General features: G+C 70.3%; 19 protein-coding genes and 3 pseudogenes. 11 read left to right on the top strand and 11 right to left on the bottom strand.

All coding sequences use genetic code 11. The features are described 5' to 3' along the window. Positions 1-97: 97 nt before the first annotated feature. A pseudogene (locus tag ACGFYV_RS32260) lies at positions 98-367 on the top strand (acyl-CoA dehydrogenase family protein); the annotation flags it as partial. Next, on the top strand, positions 367-1416 hold the full coding sequence (locus ACGFYV_RS32255; RefSeq protein WP_393882054.1) for a Zn-dependent alcohol dehydrogenase: 1050 nt from the start codon (positions 367-369) through the stop codon (positions 1414-1416). The pseudogene ACGFYV_RS32260 and the gene ACGFYV_RS32255, both read left to right, overlap by 1 nt. A 156-nt stretch (positions 1417-1572) precedes the next feature. Here ACGFYV_RS32255 and ACGFYV_RS32250 read toward each other — a convergent pair whose 3' ends face one another. The 3 genes from ACGFYV_RS32250 to ACGFYV_RS32240 form a co-directional block, all read right to left on the bottom strand. Next, a complete protein-coding gene (locus ACGFYV_RS32250; RefSeq protein ID WP_393882053.1) occupies positions 1573-2313 on the bottom strand; it encodes a class I SAM-dependent methyltransferase in 741 nt (246 codons plus the stop codon). 32 nt (positions 2314-2345) lie between these two features. Then, positions 2346-2609, bottom strand: a complete 264-nt coding sequence (locus ACGFYV_RS32245; RefSeq protein ID WP_393882059.1) for a hypothetical protein — start codon at positions 2607-2609, stop codon at positions 2346-2348. Between the two features lie 243 nt (positions 2610-2852). Continuing rightward, positions 2853-3278 (bottom strand): MarR family winged helix-turn-helix transcriptional regulator, encoded by a 426-nt coding sequence (locus ACGFYV_RS32240; protein ID WP_393882058.1) that lies wholly within the window; start codon positions 3276-3278, stop codon positions 2853-2855. A gap of 112 nt (positions 3279-3390) precedes the next feature. Here ACGFYV_RS32240 and ACGFYV_RS32235 point away from each other — a divergent pair, with 112 nt between their 5' ends. After that, positions 3391-4278 carry an alpha/beta fold hydrolase gene (locus ACGFYV_RS32235; protein ID WP_393882052.1) on the top strand — a complete coding sequence of 296 codons (888 nt, stop codon included), beginning with the start codon at positions 3391-3393 and terminating at the stop codon, positions 4276-4278. On the opposite strand, the pseudogene ACGFYV_RS32230 reads toward ACGFYV_RS32235, so the two are convergent. Beyond that, positions 4275-5183 (bottom strand): annotated as a pseudogene (locus tag ACGFYV_RS32230) (GlxA family transcriptional regulator); the annotation flags it as partial. The gene ACGFYV_RS32235 and the pseudogene ACGFYV_RS32230 sit on opposite strands and share 4 nt — an antisense overlap. After that, positions 5138-6232 (bottom strand): helix-turn-helix transcriptional regulator, encoded by a 1095-nt coding sequence (locus tag ACGFYV_RS32225; RefSeq protein WP_393882051.1) that lies wholly within the window; start codon positions 6230-6232, stop codon positions 5138-5140. The gene ACGFYV_RS32225 and the pseudogene ACGFYV_RS32230, both read right to left, overlap by 46 nt. Before the next feature lie 423 nt (positions 6233-6655). Here ACGFYV_RS32225 and ACGFYV_RS32220 point away from each other — a divergent pair, with 423 nt between their 5' ends. From ACGFYV_RS32220 to ACGFYV_RS32200, 5 genes are all read left to right on the top strand, one after another. Further along, positions 6656-6778 carry a hypothetical protein gene (locus ACGFYV_RS32220; protein ID WP_393882050.1) on the top strand — a complete coding sequence of 41 codons (123 nt, stop codon included), beginning with the start codon at positions 6656-6658 and terminating at the stop codon, positions 6776-6778. 77 nt (positions 6779-6855) lie between these two features. Continuing rightward, a complete protein-coding gene (locus ACGFYV_RS32215) occupies positions 6856-6993 on the top strand; it encodes a hypothetical protein (RefSeq protein WP_169435287.1) in 138 nt (45 codons plus the stop codon). Between the two features lie 14 nt (positions 6994-7007). Then, positions 7008-8195, top strand: coding sequence for a JmjC domain-containing protein (locus ACGFYV_RS32210; protein ID WP_393882049.1), 1188 nt, complete (start codon positions 7008-7010; stop codon positions 8193-8195). Further along, complete coding sequence (locus ACGFYV_RS32205) at positions 8192-9097, top strand: aldo/keto reductase (RefSeq protein ID WP_393882048.1); 906 nt, start codon at positions 8192-8194, stop codon at positions 9095-9097. Before ACGFYV_RS32210 ends, ACGFYV_RS32205 begins: the two co-directional genes overlap by 4 nt. Continuing rightward, on the top strand, positions 9078-9932 hold the full coding sequence (locus ACGFYV_RS32200) for a hypothetical protein (RefSeq protein WP_393882047.1): 855 nt from the start codon (positions 9078-9080) through the stop codon (positions 9930-9932). The genes ACGFYV_RS32205 and ACGFYV_RS32200 overlap by 20 nt, the downstream gene beginning before the upstream one ends. A gap of 86 nt (positions 9933-10018) precedes the next feature. Here ACGFYV_RS32200 and ACGFYV_RS32195 read toward each other — a convergent pair whose 3' ends face one another. The 5 genes and pseudogenes from ACGFYV_RS32195 to ACGFYV_RS32175 all read right to left on the bottom strand — a co-directional run bounded on the left by ACGFYV_RS32195 (position 10019) and on the right by ACGFYV_RS32175 (position 14406). Then, positions 10019-10852: a recombinase family protein gene (locus ACGFYV_RS32195; protein ID WP_393882046.1), complete on the bottom strand. Its 834-nt coding sequence runs from the start codon at positions 10850-10852 to the stop codon at positions 10019-10021. A 133-nt stretch (positions 10853-10985) separates the two neighbouring features. Continuing rightward, the gene (locus ACGFYV_RS32190; RefSeq protein ID WP_393882045.1) at positions 10986-11123 is read right to left on the bottom strand and encodes a hypothetical protein; all 138 of its coding nucleotides are present in this window, start codon (positions 11121-11123) and stop codon (positions 10986-10988) included. Positions 11124-11791: 668 nt separating this feature from the next. Beyond that, positions 11792-12148 carry a hypothetical protein gene (locus tag ACGFYV_RS32185; protein ID WP_393882044.1) on the bottom strand — a complete coding sequence of 119 codons (357 nt, stop codon included), beginning with the start codon at positions 12146-12148 and terminating at the stop codon, positions 11792-11794. Between the two features lie 89 nt (positions 12149-12237). Next, a pseudogene (locus ACGFYV_RS32180) lies at positions 12238-12891 on the bottom strand (CoA-binding protein); the annotation flags it as partial. Positions 12892-13221: 330 nt separating this feature from the next. After that, complete coding sequence (locus ACGFYV_RS32175) at positions 13222-14406, bottom strand: flavin-containing monooxygenase (protein WP_393882043.1); 1185 nt, start codon at positions 14404-14406, stop codon at positions 13222-13224. 286 nt (positions 14407-14692) lie between these two features. Between ACGFYV_RS32175 and ACGFYV_RS32170 the strand changes: the two genes are divergently transcribed. Both ACGFYV_RS32170 and ACGFYV_RS32165 read left to right on the top strand, forming a co-directional pair. Beyond that, complete coding sequence (locus tag ACGFYV_RS32170) at positions 14693-15142, top strand: DoxX family membrane protein (protein ID WP_393882042.1); 450 nt, start codon at positions 14693-14695, stop codon at positions 15140-15142. Continuing rightward, positions 15142-15549 carry a Zn-ribbon domain-containing OB-fold protein gene (locus ACGFYV_RS32165; RefSeq protein ID WP_393882041.1) on the top strand — a complete coding sequence of 136 codons (408 nt, stop codon included), beginning with the start codon at positions 15142-15144 and terminating at the stop codon, positions 15547-15549. The genes ACGFYV_RS32170 and ACGFYV_RS32165 overlap by 1 nt, the downstream gene beginning before the upstream one ends. Before the next feature lie 25 nt (positions 15550-15574). On the opposite strand, the gene ACGFYV_RS32160 is transcribed toward ACGFYV_RS32165, so the two are convergent. Next, positions 15575-16243 carry a pyridoxal 5'-phosphate synthase gene (locus tag ACGFYV_RS32160; RefSeq protein ID WP_393882040.1) on the bottom strand — a complete coding sequence of 223 codons (669 nt, stop codon included), beginning with the start codon at positions 16241-16243 and terminating at the stop codon, positions 15575-15577. 147 nt (positions 16244-16390) lie between these two features. On the opposite strand from ACGFYV_RS32160, the gene ACGFYV_RS32155 reads away from it, so the two are divergent. Continuing rightward, positions 16391-17365 carry a CorA family divalent cation transporter gene (locus ACGFYV_RS32155; protein ID WP_393882039.1) on the top strand — a complete coding sequence of 325 codons (975 nt, stop codon included), beginning with the start codon at positions 16391-16393 and terminating at the stop codon, positions 17363-17365. The last annotated feature ends 59 nt before the right edge of the window (positions 17366-17424 follow it).

The following is a 17424-nucleotide window of genomic DNA, read 5'->3' as shown; positions in this document are numbered from 1 at the left end:
CGAACGACGCGCCGATCTCCACCAGGGCCTGCTCGAACTGGCCTGCAGTCTCATATGCCTCCGCCGCCTACGAACCTCATTCTGAAACGATCAGTTAGGCGACGCGGGTGCGTCCAGTGCGGCCAAACTGCTGTGGGCGAACTGGCACCAGCGCTTGGGGGAGGTGGCCGTTCAGGTGCGGGGCGCGGAGGCATCCGTGGGGCCCGGTGACTGGTCGCCGTCGCGGCCGTACGAACTCGACGCGGGCCAGCGGATGTTCCTCTTCTCCCGGGCCGACACCATCTACGGCGGCTCGGACCAGGTACAGCGCACGATCATCGCCGAGCGGGTGCTCGGTCTGCCGAGAGAGCCGAAGGGAGCCGTGTGATGCGCGGTGTGGTGTTCGACGGCAAGCGGGTCGAGGTGGTGGACGACCTGGCGGTACGGGATCCCGGGCCCGGCGAGGTGCTGGTGGCGGTCTCGGCGGCCGGGCTGTGCCACAGCGACCTGTCCGTGGTGGACGGCACGATCCCCTTTCCGGTGCCGGTGGTGCTGGGGCACGAGGGGGCCGGGGTGGTGGAGGCGGTCGGCGCCCAGGTCACCCATGTGGCGCCCGGCGACCATGTGGCGCTGTCCACGCTCGCCAACTGCGGGACGTGCGCGGACTGCGACCGGGGCAGGCCGACGATGTGCCGGCGGGCCATAGGCAGGCCCGGCAGGCCCTTCACCCGCGGGGACCGGGCGATCCACCAGTTCGCGAGCAACTCCGCCTTCGCGGAACGCACGGTCGTCAAGGCCGTGCAGGCGGTGCGCATCCCGAAGGACGTCCCGCTGTCGTCGGCCGCGCTGATCGGCTGCGGGGTGCTGACCGGCGTCGGCGCCGTCCTCAACCGGGCCCGGGTGGACCGGGGCGACAGCGTGGTCGTCATCGGCACCGGCGGAATCGGCCTGAACGTCCTCCAGGGCGCGCGACTCGCGGGCGCCCTGCGGATCGTGGCCGTCGACGCCAACCCGGCGAAGGAGGAGGTGGCCCGGCGGTTCGGCGCGACCGACTTCCTCACCTCGGCCCAGGGGGTGCGGGACCTGCTGCCGACAGGTGCCGACCACGTCTTCGAGTGCGTCGGGCGGGTGGACCTGGTCCGCGAGGCGATCGACCTGCTCGACCGGCACGGCCAGGCCGTCCTGCTCGGGATGCCCCGCGCCGACGCCGAGGCGTCCTTCGTCGTCTCCTCCCTGTTCCTCGACAAATCCGTCCTCGGCTGCCGCTACGGTTCCTCCCGCCCCCAGCACGACATCCCCCTGTACGCCGCCCTCTACCGCCAAGGCCGCCTCCTCCTCGACGAGTTGGTCTCCGCGACCTACCCGGTGGAGGACTTCGAAAAAGCCAGATCCGACGCGGAGGCGGGCCGGGTGGCACGGGCGGTGCTCACGTTCTGAGAGCGTGGGGACGGCGGCGAAGGCTCGGCTCCGCCGGGAACCCTGGTGTCTCTCGGTGCGGGAGCGTGATAGCGGTCGTCGCCCGGTCGGGGCCGTCGCACGTTCTGCCGGACGAGGTCGGCGAGGGGATGCCTTCGCGTCCCGGCGCGGCGGAACTTACGGTTTGTGGGTCACCCAGAGCAGTTCCGCCGGCCAGCGGTGTGCCCAGTCGGGTGGGTCGGTCTCGTTGTAGCCGTTGGGTGTTCCGCGTTCGGGCCGCGGCTCGATGAGGTCGTCGATGACGAGACCCGCGCCGCGCAGGACCCTGACCCAGTCGCCGTAGGTGAGCTGATAGCTGGTCGCGCCGTCGCCTTCGGCGATGGTGTTCAGCCCGAAGTAGTCCTGCCGCAGCGTCGTGGTCACGCGGCCGGCGGCTTCGTCGTAGCAGGCTTCGAACCAGGGGCTGGCGACGTTGAACACCAGGCGCCCGCCTCGGCGCAGGACGCGTGCGGCCTGCGGGACGGCCAGGTGCGGGGGCGCCCAGCTGAGCCCCCCGAAGTCGCAGAACACCAGGTCGAAGCTGTCGGCGGCGAAGGGGAGTTGCTCGGCGGCGCCTTGCACCAGCGGGTAGCGGGCCGCTCCCATCGAGCCTGCCGCTGCGCAGAGTTGGGCTTCGGACAGGTCGAGCCCGACCACGGTGGCGCCCTCGGCGACGAGCGCCCTGGACCACTGACCGGCGCCGCAGCCGAGTTCGAGGACGCGCTTGCCGGTGACGTCGCCCAGGGCGTGCAGGTGCGCGTCGGGAATGGAGTACATGCCCCACAGCCGGGGCGCGGCGCCGATCTGCGGGTCGTGCTCTTGCTGGTAGCCGCTGCTGATCCGGTTCCAGAGCCGCCGGTTGGCGGAGATGCTGTCCACACACCGACTCCAGCACTGCCTGCCGGGGGCGGTCAACACGAATAGGGCAGTGGCCGGTTCTCGCCTCGGTCCGGTCCTGGCGCTGGCTCTGGCTCGGCCCGTGATCCGCCGGACGGTCCCTGGTGAGCCGCCGCCAGACGGTTGAGAACTTCCATGGGGGTGAGGCTCCAGCCGACCAGGCGCGGCCCGCTCCAGTTGATGCCGATCAGGAGTCCGTCCCGGGCGACATCGGGCAGTTCGCGATCACGCCAGGTGTCCAAGGGCATGGATTCGACGCGCAGTCCCTGCCCCCAGATCTTCGCTGCCCTCTGGGCGCGGGCTGAGGTCGACCAGAAGGGAAGGCTTCGTATGCCGTCCGCAGAGAGAGAAGGCTTCGTATGCCGTCCGCAGAGAGATGAGTCGGAATTCCGTCGTCATCTCGGATGAACCAGACAACTCCGCTTTGGCGGACGTCTTGGAAGAATGCCGCCGCTTGCGAACCGCTCTGGCTCATGGCCGCCGAGCCTAGCGCTCCCCGCTGCTCATTTCGGCAGAAGTTCTCAGCCGTTGACGTCGACGTCGTCGAAGAGGGTGAGCATCCGGCTGAGGACGTGGACGCAGGTGTCCACGTCGGCCGGGGTCAGGTCGGGCGCCGCCTCGCGCAGCAGTGCGTGCTCGCGGGTGACGGTGGTCTCGATCGCCGTGCGCCCGGTGTCGGTCAGGCGGATCAGGGGGGACCGGGCGTGGGCGGGGTTCGGGGCGGTCTCCACCAGGCCGGCGGACACGGCGTCGTTGACCATGCGCTGGACGAACTGGCGGCTGATCGACTGGGCCCGGCCCATCTGGGGGACGGTCATCGGGCCGTGTGCGCGCAGCAGGTCGAGCACCGCGCGGACGCCCACGGACAGGCCCTGCCGGGACGCGTCCTGTTCGATCTTGCGCTGGACCCGCCGGTAGAGCGGGCCGACCAGGGCGAAGACCTCCATCAGGCGCGGGCCCGCCTCGTCGGGCGGCAGGGGACTGGTTCCATCGCTCACACACTGATGGTAAATGACAACTGGGTTGTCAAACATGGAGGGGTGTGACAACTTGGTTGTCATGAGTGAAGCTTTCGGTCTCCGGTTCTTCGTGTCCTGTGACGGCGACCTCGCCTACCGTGACACCGGTGGCGCGGGCGCCCCCGTCGTGCTGCTGCACGCCGGTTTCGTCGACCACACCATGTGGGACGAGCAGATCCCCTCCCTCGCGCGGGAGTTCCGCGTCATCGCGCCGGACGCCCGCGGTCACGGGTGGTCCGCCAACGCCGGTCGCCCGTTCCGGCAGGCCGACGACCTCGCCGCGCTGTTGCGCCACCTGGACACCGGCCCCGCCGTCCTCGTCGGCGTCTCCATGGGCGCGGTGATCGCCGTCGGCACCGCGCTGGAACACCCCGATCTGGTACGGGCGTTGGTCCTCTCCGGCGGCGGTACGGACGAGCCCGAGTTCACCGAGCCCTGGTCCAAGCAGGCCCAGGCGACCCAGTTCCACGCGCTCGCCGCCGGGGACATCGAGGGCTGGCAGGACGCGAGCGACGCCTGGGTGCACGGCCCGGAGCGCCCACGGGACGCCGTCCGCCCAGAGGTCTACGCCCGCCTGCGCGCGATGCGCCGGCGCACCATCGCCAAGCACACGCTCGACGAGCCCAGCCACCACGTCCCGGTCAGGGACCTCGCCGCCCGCGCCGGCCGGATCGCCGTCCCCGTGCTCGCCCTCGACGGCGCGCAGGACGCCCCCGAACTCCGGGCCGCCGCCGTGTCCGTCGCGCGCGCGGCACCGCGGGGCCGGACGGCCGTCATCGACGACGCCGCGCACTTCCCCAACCTCGACCACCCCGAGGAGTACACCCGCGCCGTCACCGACTTCGTCCGCGGTCTGGAAGATCCGGAAGGTCTGGGCGGCCCAGGAGGCCCGGGTGGGCTGGGCGGGGAGCCGTCGCCGCGGTTCTAGACGACCTCCCCGCCCACCCCCGTGCGGAACGTCCGCCGGTACGCCCTCGGGGTCACCCCGAGGGCCTGTTGCAGGTGCTGGCGCATGGACTGCGGTGTGCCGAAGCCCGCGTCGCGGGCGACCTGGTCGACCGAGAGGCCGGTGGTCTCCAGGAGGTGGCGGGCGCGTTCGACGCGCTGCTGGGTGAGCCACTGGCCGGGGCTGACGCCGACCTCCTCGCGGAAGCGGCGGGTGAAGGTGCGCACCGACATGGCCTCCTGCTCGGCCATGTCCCGCAGCTGGATCGGCTCGTGCAGCCGGCCGAGCGCCCAGGCGCGGGCGGCGGTGGTCGTGGCCACCTGCGGGTCGGGGACCGGGCGCTGGACGTACTGCGCCTGGCCGCCGTCGCGGTGGGGCGGTACGACCGTACGGCGGGCCACCTCGTTGGCGACGGCCGCGCCGTGGTCGCGGCGCACCATGTGGAGGCACAGGTCGAGCCCGGCGGCCACCCCCGCCGAGGTCAGCACGTCGCCGTCGTCGATGAACAGCACGTCCGCGTCCACCCTGACCTTCGGGAACAGCCGCTGGAGGTGCTCGGCGTGCCACCAGTGCGTGGTCGCCGGGCGGCCGTCGACGAGGCCGGCGGCGGCGAGGACGTACAGGCCGGTGCAGATGGAGGCGAAGCGGGTGCCGGGGCGGACGAGGGCCAGGGCGGCGGCCAGCTCGTCGGTGAGCCTGCCCTCCTCGTAGACCGGGCCGAGTTCGTACGACGACGGGACGACCACCGTGTCGGCCGTGGCCAGAGCCTCCGGTCCGTTCGGGACGTACAGGGCGAAGTCGGCGTCCGTCTCGACCAGGCCGGGCGGGCGCACCGAGCAGGTCACCACCTCGTACAGCAGCCGGCCCTCGGCATCCCTCGCACGACCAGCACGGCACCCCTGCGCCGGTAGGACTGCCCAGACGCAAGCGCGGTCTGTTGCAGCGCTTCGGTCAAGGTCTCCTCCGCCAGGTCAAGGCGACCGAGCTGCACGTAGCGCGCGCCCCGTTCCTCCGCCAACCGGGTGCCATCGAAGCGCAGCCATCCACCGTTGGTGCTGTCCGTGGGCAGGTCCCTGACCCGCTCGGCCTGGTCGAGCGCCTGCTCACACCCGGCCAGGTCTCCGAGGCCGGCGTACGCCTCGGCCTGGACTGAGGCGACCCAGTGCCGCGTGGCGAGGGTGCGGTCTCCCCTCCCCGCCAGCCTCTCGGCCAGTGTCAGGAGCTGCGCAGCCTGCCGGTATCGCTGCTCCGACATGTCCACGTAGGCGTGCCGCACAAGGGCACAGGCCCATAGGTCGAAGGCTCCGGCGTCCTTGCTGACGGAAGCTGCAAGGGCGTAGGACGCTGCCGCGTCGGTGTATCGGTTGGCATCGAAGGCAACTTCTCCGGCGAGTTGGAAGAGATCGGCTGCCGCGTTCAGGAGTGGACGGGAGTTGCCTCGGGTGTCCGTTGCCAGGGCTTCGTTCAGCGTGGCGAGCTGGTCGCGAACGATGGGGTAGACAGAGCCCTTGGAGCGGGCCAGTTGGTAGACCTGCCACAGGTGGCTGTTCATCCGCGCGAAGTCGGATGGTGCGCCCCTGCGCACCCCGTCCGTGAGGGCTGCGGCCTCGTCCAGAGGCAGGGCGGTGAGTGCTCCGCTGACTGTGAGGATGCGGAGGAATTCGCGGCGGATCATTTCGTCGGGGTCTCCCGCGCCTGGATGGTCACTGGACTGCTGCCCTGTGGCCTCCTGGCTGGCGGCTCGTGGCTGCGGCAGGAGGGCGTCAAGCTCGATGAGAGTGACTTCGAGGGCACTGGCCAAGCCCCTTCGCTGGGGTGGCTGGGGTTCGATCCTGCCGCTCTCCCAGCGTCCGACCGTTGTTCGGTCCACCCCGAGTAACTGAGCCAAGTTCTCCTGACTGTAGCCCAGGGTCTTGCGCCGTTCCGCCAGCCCCATGACGGCCCCTTCCCATGACCTGAACCTACGTCGCTGCCGTGCACGGATCTGCGTCAAGACTGCCGCATTGATGCCGTGGAAGGTCCGGACTCCTGGCGGTTTCCTTGGGGTTGTCGCAAACGGCACGGGCGAGAACCTGCGGAAGGGTGCGGACATGGGAACGCAGAACGGCATGGCGAACGATGGCTTCGGCTCCACTCGGGCCGTGGACCTCGGCACTGATCGCCGCGTTCTCATGAGCCTTCGGGTATCCCGTGACTCGGGTCGCACCTGGCAGCAGAGCACCAGGGTTCGGGAGGGTGACCCGTTCGTCATCCTGTCCGACCCGGGCCGATACCCGCCCTGCGGGTGTGCCCGCTGCACGGGGCACGACTCGCTGTCCGCCACGTCGCTCCGCCCGGCTGACATCGAGCCGAGGACGGCGTGAGGTCTGGCTTACGGAACTGGGTGCTGCGCCGCTTCGGCCGGTACGCAGGTCCGCTCTACCTGGCCATGATCCTCGGCGGCTCGGCCGTGTTCCTCACCGGAGCCCTTGCGGCGCGGTAGCTGCCTCGCAGGCTGCTGCCCTCCCGTTCCTCCCGCCGGAGTCCCGGCGGGTGTTTCCGAGTAGAGAGGTAAGTCCGATGGTGGAAGAGAACACCGGTTCGGTGGCCCCCGAGGGGGGTGGCCTGCTCGTCGCGAAGCGCAAGATCGTGGCCGCGCGGACGCGTGCCGAGCAGGAGTCGGACGTCAGTAGCGGGCGTTCCGACGGCAACGACTGACGCGGCTGCCCACGATGCTTGATGCAGCCTCGTGGGCGGGGCGTCTGGGCGGGGACACGTTCCTCGCCCAGACGTACCACCGCTCCTACGCGCACTTCCCCGGAACCGCCGACACGGCGGGCCTCTTCTCCTGGGACGACTTCAACCGGATCATCGCCGCGCAGCGACTGGAGCCGCCCCGGCTGCGCCTGTCGGCCGATGGCGAGATGGTCCCTCTTCATCGCTACGCGATCCCGACCACGAACCGCCGCGCGGTCACTTGGTCCCGCATCCAGCCGGCGGACTTCCACGCCCAGCTCAAGGACGGCGCATCGCTGGTCCTCGATGCGGTGGAGAAGATCCACCCGGCGGTGGGTGCGGCTGCCGAGGGTCTGGAACGGTTCCTCGGCACGTCTGTGCAAGCCAACGCGTACGCGTCCTGGACCGATCGTGAGGGCTTCGGCCTGCACTGGGACGACCACGATGTCGTGGTCGTGCAGGTTCACGGCTCGAAGCGATGGCGCTTGTACGGCTCCACCCGTGAGGCTCCCACCTTCCGGGACGTGGAGTCGCCGGAGACTCCCGAGGGCGACCCGGTGGCGGACATCGTGCTCGCTCCCGGCGATGTGCTCTACCTGCCTCGCGGCTGGTGGCACGCGGTCACGGCTGACCAGGGGACGGAGTCGCTTCACCTCACGTTCGGCATGGTCCCGCACACGGGCGCGGACCTCATGCTCTGGGTCGTGGATCAGCTCCGGTCGTCGCTCGCACTTCGCAAGGACATCCCGCGGTTTGCCTTCCTGCCGGAACAGTCCGACTTCATCGAGGCCGTACGCCGTGAAGTGCTGAACATGGCGGCCGATCCCCGGTTGGTGGAGCGGTGGGCGGAGTCCATCGACACGACCGATCTGGGCCACGCGATCCCCTCACTGCCGTACGTGGACGGGTTGCCCGCACGGCCGGAGATCACGGTGAAGCTCACGGCTCCAAGGGCCCGTCTGGCGGCGAACCCTGCACACAGCACGGTCACGTTCTCGGCGGCCGGTACGGCCTGGGACTTCACCGAGTCGGCCGCGCTTGTCCTGGGCGCGCTGCTGATCGGTCAGCCGGTCACCCTGGGCGCCCTGGCTGACTCCGCTGGGCTGGACGTGAAGGACGTGGCCGAACTGGTCTGGGTCCTCATCGAGGGCCAGGCGGCTGCGGTCGTAGGGACGGGCCTGTGACCGCCGCTCTCTCCTTGGGGACATACCGCGTGCGTGCCGTCGGTCAGGCGGCACGCACCGCCCTGGCTGCCGGTAGCCCCTGGGTGGACACGGCACCCAACTACGCCCACGGTCGGGCGCATGAGGAGCTGCGCCCGGTTCTCGGGGAGTACCCCACCGTTCGGGTAGCCACGAAGACAGGGTTCTTCACGGAGGAGCAGGGGCGTACCGCGCTGGCTGAAGGCGCGCTCACGCGGGAAGAGGCGGCCGGTAGGCACAGCCTGGAACGGGGCTTCATCCGCTGGCAGACGGAGCGTTCGTTGGCCGTGCTCGGCCGCGCTGACCTGATCTTCGTGCACAACCCAGAGCACCACGGGCACAGCCTTGACCGTGCCGCTCTCCACTGGCGTGTGCGGGAAGCTTTCACGGCACTGGAAGAGTTCGCCCATGAGGGCCGGATCGAGGGGTACGGCGTCGCCACGTGGTCCGGCTTGACCTCGGAAGCGTTCACCGTTCCCGAGTTGCTTGCGCTTGCCCGGCAGGCGGCGGGTTCCGCCGAGCATCACTTCACGGGCTTGCAGATGCCGGTCAGTCTGATCATGGATGACCTGATCAGGCAGGCACTCGACGACGGCGGACCGCTGGTGCTGGCGAAGGACGCGGGGCTGATCACGTTCGGCTCCGCTCCGTTACACGGCGGCGAACTGCTGGGTGCCATGACACCCGAACTGGTGAACTTCATCCGCCCCGGCCTGTCGGCCGCAGCCGCTGCCCTGCTGGCTGCTGGATCGTGCCCCAGCCTCGATGTCGTCCTGACTTCCGCGAGCACCCGCGAACACTGGGACGATGCGGCGAAGGCTCTGGCTGCGCCACTGACGGCCGAGGAACTGAGGAGGGTGACCGATGAACTCACCGCCGAGTGAGGACGTACAGACCCGGATGGAGGCCGCGCACGACCGTGCGGCCAAGGCTCTGGGTCTCACGTGTACGGGTCCGTTGGCGTGGGGGTTCCAAGGTGTCACCCTCGGTCGGCAGGCGGGGGACCGGTGGCTACGGCTGAGCCGGTCCGCCAAGAGGAACGCGGGTAGGCAGCAGGGGCAGGGCATCGTGGGGGCGTCCCTGCTGTTGCCTGACGCGGTCCCGCGTCCGCGCCTGTACGAGGTGCACGACTGGACTGACGGTGAGTGGGCCTTCGAGTCCGAAGTCCTCGACTTCGTGACGCAACCCGTCGTATCCCCAGAAAGGGCCGACCTGGACCGCGACCCCGGCTTGCCTGACGAGTGGTGGGCCGACCTACGCCGAGCCCTGGCCGTGCTCGCTGAGGCGGAGGGAACGAAGGTCACTGTCCGGGATGGGTGGATCGAACGCGCCTTCCCCCAGTTCCTCGGCATCCCCGCCCCGTCCAAGGTGGAGCGAGTGACCGGTCACGGTGACTTGCACTGGGGCAACCTCACCGCCATGCCCCTGGCCCTGCTGGACTGGGAGCGGTGGGGACTGGTGCCCTACGGCTACGACGCGGGGCTTCTCCACTCCAACAGCCTGCTCGTTCCCGACGTGGCGGACCGTGTCCGGCTGGAGTTCGCTCCGGTCCTGGACACCCCAGCCGGCCGAGTCGGGGAGCTTGCTGCCCTGGCGGAGATGCTGCAAGCCGTAGCCCGTGGCTGGTACCTGGACCTGGCACCGCGCCTACTCGCTCAGGCGGAGGCACTCACAGGAGTTCGGCCACCCGTCCCTGCGCACTCCGAGGTCACTGCCTGAGACTCCGGCGCCAGTACCGGCCCGTGCATGACAGCGGCCCCCGACGTGATGCCGGGGGCCTGTCTGTGTGTCCGTGTACGCCTGTCTCAGGCGCTCTCTCCCAGGTGGCGGTACAACGTGGCACGACCGATTCCCAGGGCCTTGGCGATGGCTGTGACGCTGTCTCCCTTGGCGTGCCGGGCACGGGCCACGGCGAGCGTGTCGTCATCCACGACGGACGGACGCCCACCGACGTTGCCCTTACGGGCCGCAGTCTCCAGCCCCTCCAACGTCTTCTCTCGGATGCCTTCCCGCTCCACCTCTGCACTGACGGCGAGCACGGCAAAGACGATGGCACCTGCCCCGTTCGGGTCGTACACACCCTGAAGGGGACCGGACAGGAGTTCCAGTTGGATGCCGTCCGCCTGAAGGGTCGAAGACAGCGTCATCAGCTCTGCCGCACTGCGGGCAAGACGCTTCATCTCGACCACGGTCAGGATGACCGGCTGATTCGGCACGGCTGCCTTGAACTCCCGGGCCAGCGTGAGCGCCTTCTCCAGCTCCGGCCGCTCCTTCACACGGGTGCTGATCTTCTCCGAGAAGATGCGGGTGCAGTCGGCACGGGCAAGCATGTCCAACTGGGACTGGAGTTCCTGTCCAACGGTTGAGCAACGGGCGTAGCCCAGTCGGATCGCTGCGCCCGGTATCGCGTCGGGCACCTGTATGACGAGAGCGCCCTGTGTCCACGCCTTACCGGGGTTGCGGTCGGCCGGAGTCTTCACGGTCAGTTCCGACTTGAGCGCGGGCACCAGGGCGAAGCGGCCCGTGTGGTAGTTCGCTGCCACCTTGCCCGTGGTCGTACGGCAGGGGCTACCGGCGGGGGCTTCGCACTTCGGGCAGGCGTGGCGTTCGACCTGTGCGGCCGGGGTGTTCGTGGTCATGACGAGACCGTCTCACAAACGTGTCCCGAAAGCCAGACGTGAAGCGATGTTTCGGGACACGTTTGTGAGACGGTCGAGCAGGGGTGAAACGGACACGCTCCGAGCGTGGCCCGTCCGTCCCGAAAACGAAGGTTTACGAGACGCTCTGGTCGCACCCCCTGTCAGCTGGTTTCTGCTCCAACCCCATGAGGTCGAGGATCTCGTCCACCTGCTCCTTGCTGAGCATGGGCGCTCGCGCCAACCAGTACTCCAGCCACTCGTTCGCAGTCATGACAGGGGCAACGCTGACAGCACCATGGTCGTCACGCCCGTGACCAACGGCGACGGCGAAGGGGTGGGGGTATGACCCCCTGAAGGGGCCTTGTGCGACCGCCATGTCTTGGCGGCTCAGATCCTGCCACGGTTTCAGACCCCGTCAGGCGGTGGAGAAGTGAGCCAACGGCGAAGAAGGTGCAGGCAGGAGGGCTGTGCCCGGTGTGGCCGGCACTCAGAGACTGCACAAGAGTGAGGTCTCTTCGAGGCTTGCCGTTTGTTGCTTCCCGTTGTGGCCGCGTAGCGGCCCCTTGCCCGAGCGCCTCGCCTTGGGGTAGCGGGGCGCGGTAGCGCCCCCACTTGGTCAGCTCCCTGGTCTTCCTGATGTCGGCCCCTTCGGGGCCGCTCGTGCGAAGTGTCTTCCGGTTGTGCGGCCGGAGGCCGCGCCTGCCGCTTGGTTCTCTTCGCCGGTGCCCTCGCGACTGGGGGCGCTACCGCGCCCCACTTCTCCTTGCCGCTGACGTGTAAGTACGTACCTGGCTTCCTTCTGTCGGCCCCCTACGGGGCCGCGCTGTGAGGCCAAAAGCTGTGAGGTCAAAAAGACAAGAGAAGACGCGAACGTTTCCGCAGGTGAGATGCCGTCTCGGTACACGTCAGGCGTGTGCTGGCTACACGCGAGAGACGTAGTCAGCGATCGAGGTGCAGGCGGCACGGCACGGGTGCGCCCTTCCTCTTCTGGAAGACGTGAGAGGGGAGGACAAGGCAAGCGGCCCCCGATCGGGACGAGACAAGCTCCAGCTCCCTGGCGCGGGCCAGGGCGTTGTTCGTGCTCTGGTCGGACAGGGGCTTGCCCTCCTTGCCAAGCAGTGCGGCGAGCTTGCCGGGGCCGAAGCTTGCGTGTCCGTGCCGGTCGGCCCAACCGAGGGCCGCGAAGTGGATGCGGTAGGCGAGCTGGTGTCGGGGGTCTTGGGCCATGCGCTGGTACTCGCGCTGAGAGACCCCGCCCCACGGGCGGCCGGGGCCGAAGTTGATGGTGCTGGTCAAGGGGTGGCGACCTCCCGGCGGCGGCCGAGAGCAGCACGTAGCTGTCCTCGGCGAGTGAGTGGAAGTCGCGCAGTACCGTCCTGCGCTTCGGGGCGCCCTCGGCTTCCCCTGCCAGCCCCTTGGGATGCGATGGCCGGCCCGTCGAGGTCGTCCCGGAACCGCTCGAAGGCGTTCAGGTTGGTGTTCGGCCCGAGCAGGCGCAGCCCCGAGCGCCGTACCGCCTCGGCCAGCCGCTCCTGCGCCGCCGCGCCCTCCTCGCCGGTCTCGGCGAACCCGGAGGCGAACGCGACGGCGAACTTCACCTTCGCCTCGGCCAGTTCCTCGATCACCGGCAGCGGGTCGGCCACCAGCAGCACGGCCAGGTCGACCTGTTCGGGCAGGTCGGCGACCGAGGGCCGGCAGGGCAGGCCGAACACCTGCGGGCGGGACGGGTGCACCGGATGCACCCGCGCCCCCACCCGCTCGGCCCAGGCCAGCAGTTGCCGGGTGATCCCGGTGTTGGGGCGGCCCTCGGCGTCCGAGGCGCCGAGGACGGCGACCGACTCGGGCCGGAAGAACCGCGCCAGATCGGGTACGTCCGCGTACAGCGGTCGCCCGCTGACGTCGAGGTCGGCCCCGCCGTCCCCGCCTTCCATGGAGTCGGCCCGGCCGTGCACGGCGGGGCCGGGCCGCTGCTCGCCGCAGGCGATGACCCGGGCCCGGCGGGAGTCGGTGGTGAGGGTGCCGTGGGTTGATCCAAGCATCGTTCCGCCCGCTCCTGTGTGACGGGCGCCGGTGGGCGCCGTGGGGCAGCACATTCAACTGACGCTGTGTCAGATTACTGGAACTGACACAGCGTCAGGAATGGGCGGACGGCAAAGTTACGACGCCTCGCGCACCGCGCGTGACGCCCGTTACGTGCGACACCCGTTACGTGCGACACCCGTTACGTGCGACACCCGTTACGTGCGACGCCCGTTACGTGCAGGTGCCGCGCGCGACGCCCACTACGAGCGGTGCCCTCGCGCGACGCCCACTACGAGCGGTGCCCTCGCGCGACGCCCACTACGAGCGGTGCCCTCGCGCGACGCCCGCTACGCGGTCCTCGTTCTCCTGGCGACCGCCTTCGCGATCTTCTCGGCGTCGATGGCCAGTTCGCGGAGCATGCCGCTGATGGGGTTGGTGTAGCCCTGGAAGTAGAGGCCCGGCGCGTCGGCCGGGGTGGCGGCGCCCCGCACCACGGGTCTGCCCTGCCCGTCCAGCACCCCGAGATGCCCGACCAGCCCCTCCAGCCCCCGCGCGTAACCGGTCGCCGCGATCACCGCGTCCGGCGCGATCCGGCTGCCGTCGGCGAGGGCCACCTTCCCGTCCTCGAACCCCTCGACGGCGGCCACGACCTCCACCTTCCCCTTCCGCACGGCGTCGATCAGACCGACGTCCTGCACGGGGATCGCCCCTTCCCTGACCCTGCTGTACAGCCCGGTGTCCGGACGCGGCAGCCCCTGTGCCGACAGGTCCGGCGTACTGGCCTTCGCCAGTGGTCGCGCGAGCCGGTCGACCAGCCGCACCGGCAGCCGTCGTACCAGCACGCCCGTGTACTGGGCGGCCCACCCGGCGGTCGAGCGGCGCACGAGGTGCGGGACGGTCCGCACGGCCAGCCGGACCCGGGCGGCGCCGCCCTCGGCCAGGTCCGCGGCGATCTCGGCGCCGGTGTTGCCGGCCCCGACGACCAGCACGTCCCGGCCGGCGTACGGCGCGGCGTCGCGGTAGTCGCCCGCGTGCAGGAGCGTGCCGTCGTACTCCTCGCGGCCCGGCCAGTCGGGCATGTGCGGGGTGTGGTTGAAGCCGGTCGCGACGACCACCGCGCCGCCCGTCAGCTCGCGCCCGCCCGAGGCGTGCAGCAGCCAGCCCTCCCCGTCCGCCGCCCGGTCGATCCGGAACACCTCGACGCCGGTGACGATCTCCAGCTCGTGGTGCTCGGCGTACTTCTCCAGGTAGCGCACCACGTCGTCCCGGGACACCCAGCGCCCGAACCTGCGGGGCATCGCGAGGCCCGGCAGCGCGGACAGCCGCCGGGTGGTGTGCAGACGCAGCCGGTCGTAGTGGCGCCGCCAGGACGCGCCGACCCGGTCGGACTTCTCCAGCACCACCGCCCGCACACCGCGCGCCCGCAGCGCGTACGCGGCGGCGAGGCCGCCGGGACCGGCGCCGATGACGTAGACGGGACGGTCGTCGGTGGTCCGCGTCAGGGGTGCGGAGGAGGGGCGGGAGGGTGCCATGAGCGCGAGCGTAATCACGCACCTGGTTGTTGGGTCTCGGTCAAGACCGGAATTGGTTGCGGATTGATCACGCCGGTGAGGGGAGTGGGGGTGACAGGTGCCCCGGTGATCACGGATGTGGCGGACTCGGAGGCGGTGCGCGCGAGCGGTGTCCACGGGACTGAACGGCCCAAGCGGCCCGAACGGTCCGAACGGCCTGAACGGCCCAAGTGGCCTGAACGGTCCGAACGGCCTGAACGGTCCGAACCCCTCGGCAATCCAAGCGATCTGACGTACCGTCAGTTCCATGCGGACGATCTGGCTCGACGGTGCGGAGTGGCTCGCGGTGCTGCGTACAGGCCTCGGCCTGTGGTGGCTGGAGAGCTGGCGGCACAAGGACAAGAAGGCCTGGTTCGGGCGCGGGGAGGGCATCGCCTGGGCGGCGGGCGTGGCCGAGAAGCACCGGTGGGCGCCGGTACGGGCGGGCTTCGAGGTGGTGGTGAAGCCCCGGCCGAAGCTGATGGCGTACGTCGTCGCCTACGCCGAACTGGCCCTCGGACTCGGCCTGATCCTGGGCTTCCTGACCCCGGTCGCTCTGGTGGCCGGCCTGCTCCTGAACGCGGTCTACTTCGTCCTCATGATCCACGACTGGGCGGAACGGGGCCAGAACTCGATGATGGCGCTGATCTCGGTGGTCGGGTTCTTCGGGATGGCCTGGCAGACGTGGTCGGTGGACGCGGCGCTGGGGTGGTTCTGATGGGCGCGGCACGTTTCGACGTACCGGAGATCGACGCGTTCACCCGGCCCTACTGGGACGCGGCTGCCGCCGGCCGTCTGCTGATCCGCCGCTGCGGGAGCTGCGGCCGGGCCCACCACTACCCCCGCGAGTTCTGCCCCCACTGCTGGAGCGAGGACGTCACCTGGGAGGAGGCGAGCGGCCGGGCCACCCTCTACACCTGGTCCACGGTCCACCGCAACGACCTCCCGCCCTTCGGCGACCGCACCCCCTACGTCGCCGCCGTGGTCGACCTCGCGGAGGGACCGCGCATGATGACCGAACTGGTCGACTGCGCGGGCCCGGACGCGTCCGCCGACATGCCCCTCCTCGTCACCTTCCACGACGGAAAACCGGTGTTCCGGCCGGCCGACGGACCCGGAACATGAGGGATGCGTCCTGGCATGGCCGTCCTCACGGCCACAGCAGGGTCCGGGTCCAGCCGAACTCCGTGCGCCGGTACTCCAGTCGTACGTGCCGGCGCTCGGGGTCGCCCTGGAAGAACTCCACCGTCTCGGGGCGCAGGCGGTAGAGGGTCCAGGTCGGGGAGGGTTCCGTGGGGTTCTGCCGGGCCCGTTCCCAGGCGGTGGCCGAGGCCTCGCGCAGATCGTCCAGCGAGGGCAGGTCCTCGCTCTGCCTGCCGGTCAGGGCCGCCGCGAGGGCGCCGGTCGAGCGGGCGCGCAGGTCGGCCTGGCTCTCCTTCGCCGGCGCGGAGGTCACCGGGCCGCGCACCCGCACCTGGCGGCCCAGCACCGGCCAGTAGAAGGCGAGGGCCGCGTACGGGTGGGCGGCCAGGGCCCGGCCCTTGCGGCTGGTGGCGTGGGTGGCGAAGGACCAGCCGTCGGCGTCGGCGCCGTGCAGCATCACGATCCGTACGTCCGGGTTCCCCTCGGCGTCGGTCGTCGCGAGCGACATCGTGTGCGGTTCCGGCTGGCCCGCCTCCACCGCCTCAGCGAACCAGCTGGTGAACAGGGGCAGCGGTGTCGGAGGAGCCGTCTGCGGGACGAAGGGTGGCAGCCGTGTCACCTCAGGAGCCCAGACACGCAGGGTCCGGAGCAGGTCGTGGAGATCGGTGTGTGCCATGGACCGAGTATCCCGGTCGGCGGGACGCCCGTTCCCGGCTCACCCGTTCGCGTCGCCCGGCGGCGCGCATGAGCGCACCGGAGTGCGGGGGCGTCCGGCCGCGACCACGCTGAGACCGTGGGTGACGGGAACCAACGGTGAGGGCGGATGATCGTAACGGCGGTGTCGATGCCGGAGGGGACCAGCACGCGGGTGGACGTGGCGGAGGCGCGTCGGCGCCTCGCCACCGACCGCTTCCTGCTCGTCGACGTCGAGCTGCCGGCCGAGGGCCCGGAGCAGGACGAGCCGCTGGCCCGGCGGCTCGGGCTGGGGACCGAGGAGCTGACCTGGTTCGGCGGGACGGAGGAGCCCGCACGGGCCGACTTCCTGGGACAGTCCGTCGGCGTCGTCGTACCGTTGATCCATGACGAGCGGGTCGCGCATATCCACGCCGTGGCGACCGAACGCTTCCTGGTCACCGCGCACCACGGCCCGGCGGACCTCGCGCCGGGCGTCATGACGCGGGTGCGGCGACACCGGCCGCACGACGGCGTCGACCTGCTCTTCTTCCTGCTCCAGGAGTCGCTGGCGACCTATCGCCGGGCCGCGGTGGCGGCACTGGTGGAGGTGGAGGAGCTGGAGGACGACATGTTCCAGCAGCGCCGCCCCGAGCAGATCTACCGGCTGGCCCGGCTGCGCCGTTTCTCCGCCGTGCTGCACCACTCGCTGCTGCCCTACCTGCAAGCGGTGGACGAGGTCGTCACCCAGCGGATGATGAGCCACGACTTCCCGGAGGAGCGGCAACGGCTCGCCAGGGAGTTCCAGCACGCGTCGCGGCTGGTCCTCGCGACCGTGGAGTCCCTCCAGGAGGCCGCCCGCCGGGCCTTCGCCAGCTATTCGTCCCTGATCGCGGGCGAGCAGAACAGTGTGATCAACCGGCTGGCCATCGTGTCGGTGATCTTTCTCCCGCTGTCGTTCCTGACCGGGTTCTTCGGCATGAACTTCACGTTCCTGACGGACAAGCTGGAGAGCAGGGACGAATTCTGGCTGCTCGCCGTCGGGTTGCAGGCGGTGGCCGTGGTCGGCTCCCTCTACCTGCTGCACCGCACCCGGATCTGGCGCAGGCTGCGCGAGGACGACTGAGCGATGACGGCTGCGCGATGACGGCTGAGCGAGGACGACTGCGCGATGACGGCTGCGCG

The sequence above is a fragment of the Streptomyces sp. NPDC048297 genome (assembly GCF_043201585.1).
GTDB lineage: Bacteria > Actinomycetota > Actinomycetes > Streptomycetales > Streptomycetaceae > Streptomyces.
The sequence above is the reverse complement of the archived record's forward strand: the minus strand, read 5'-3'. Positions and strand labels throughout refer to the sequence as shown.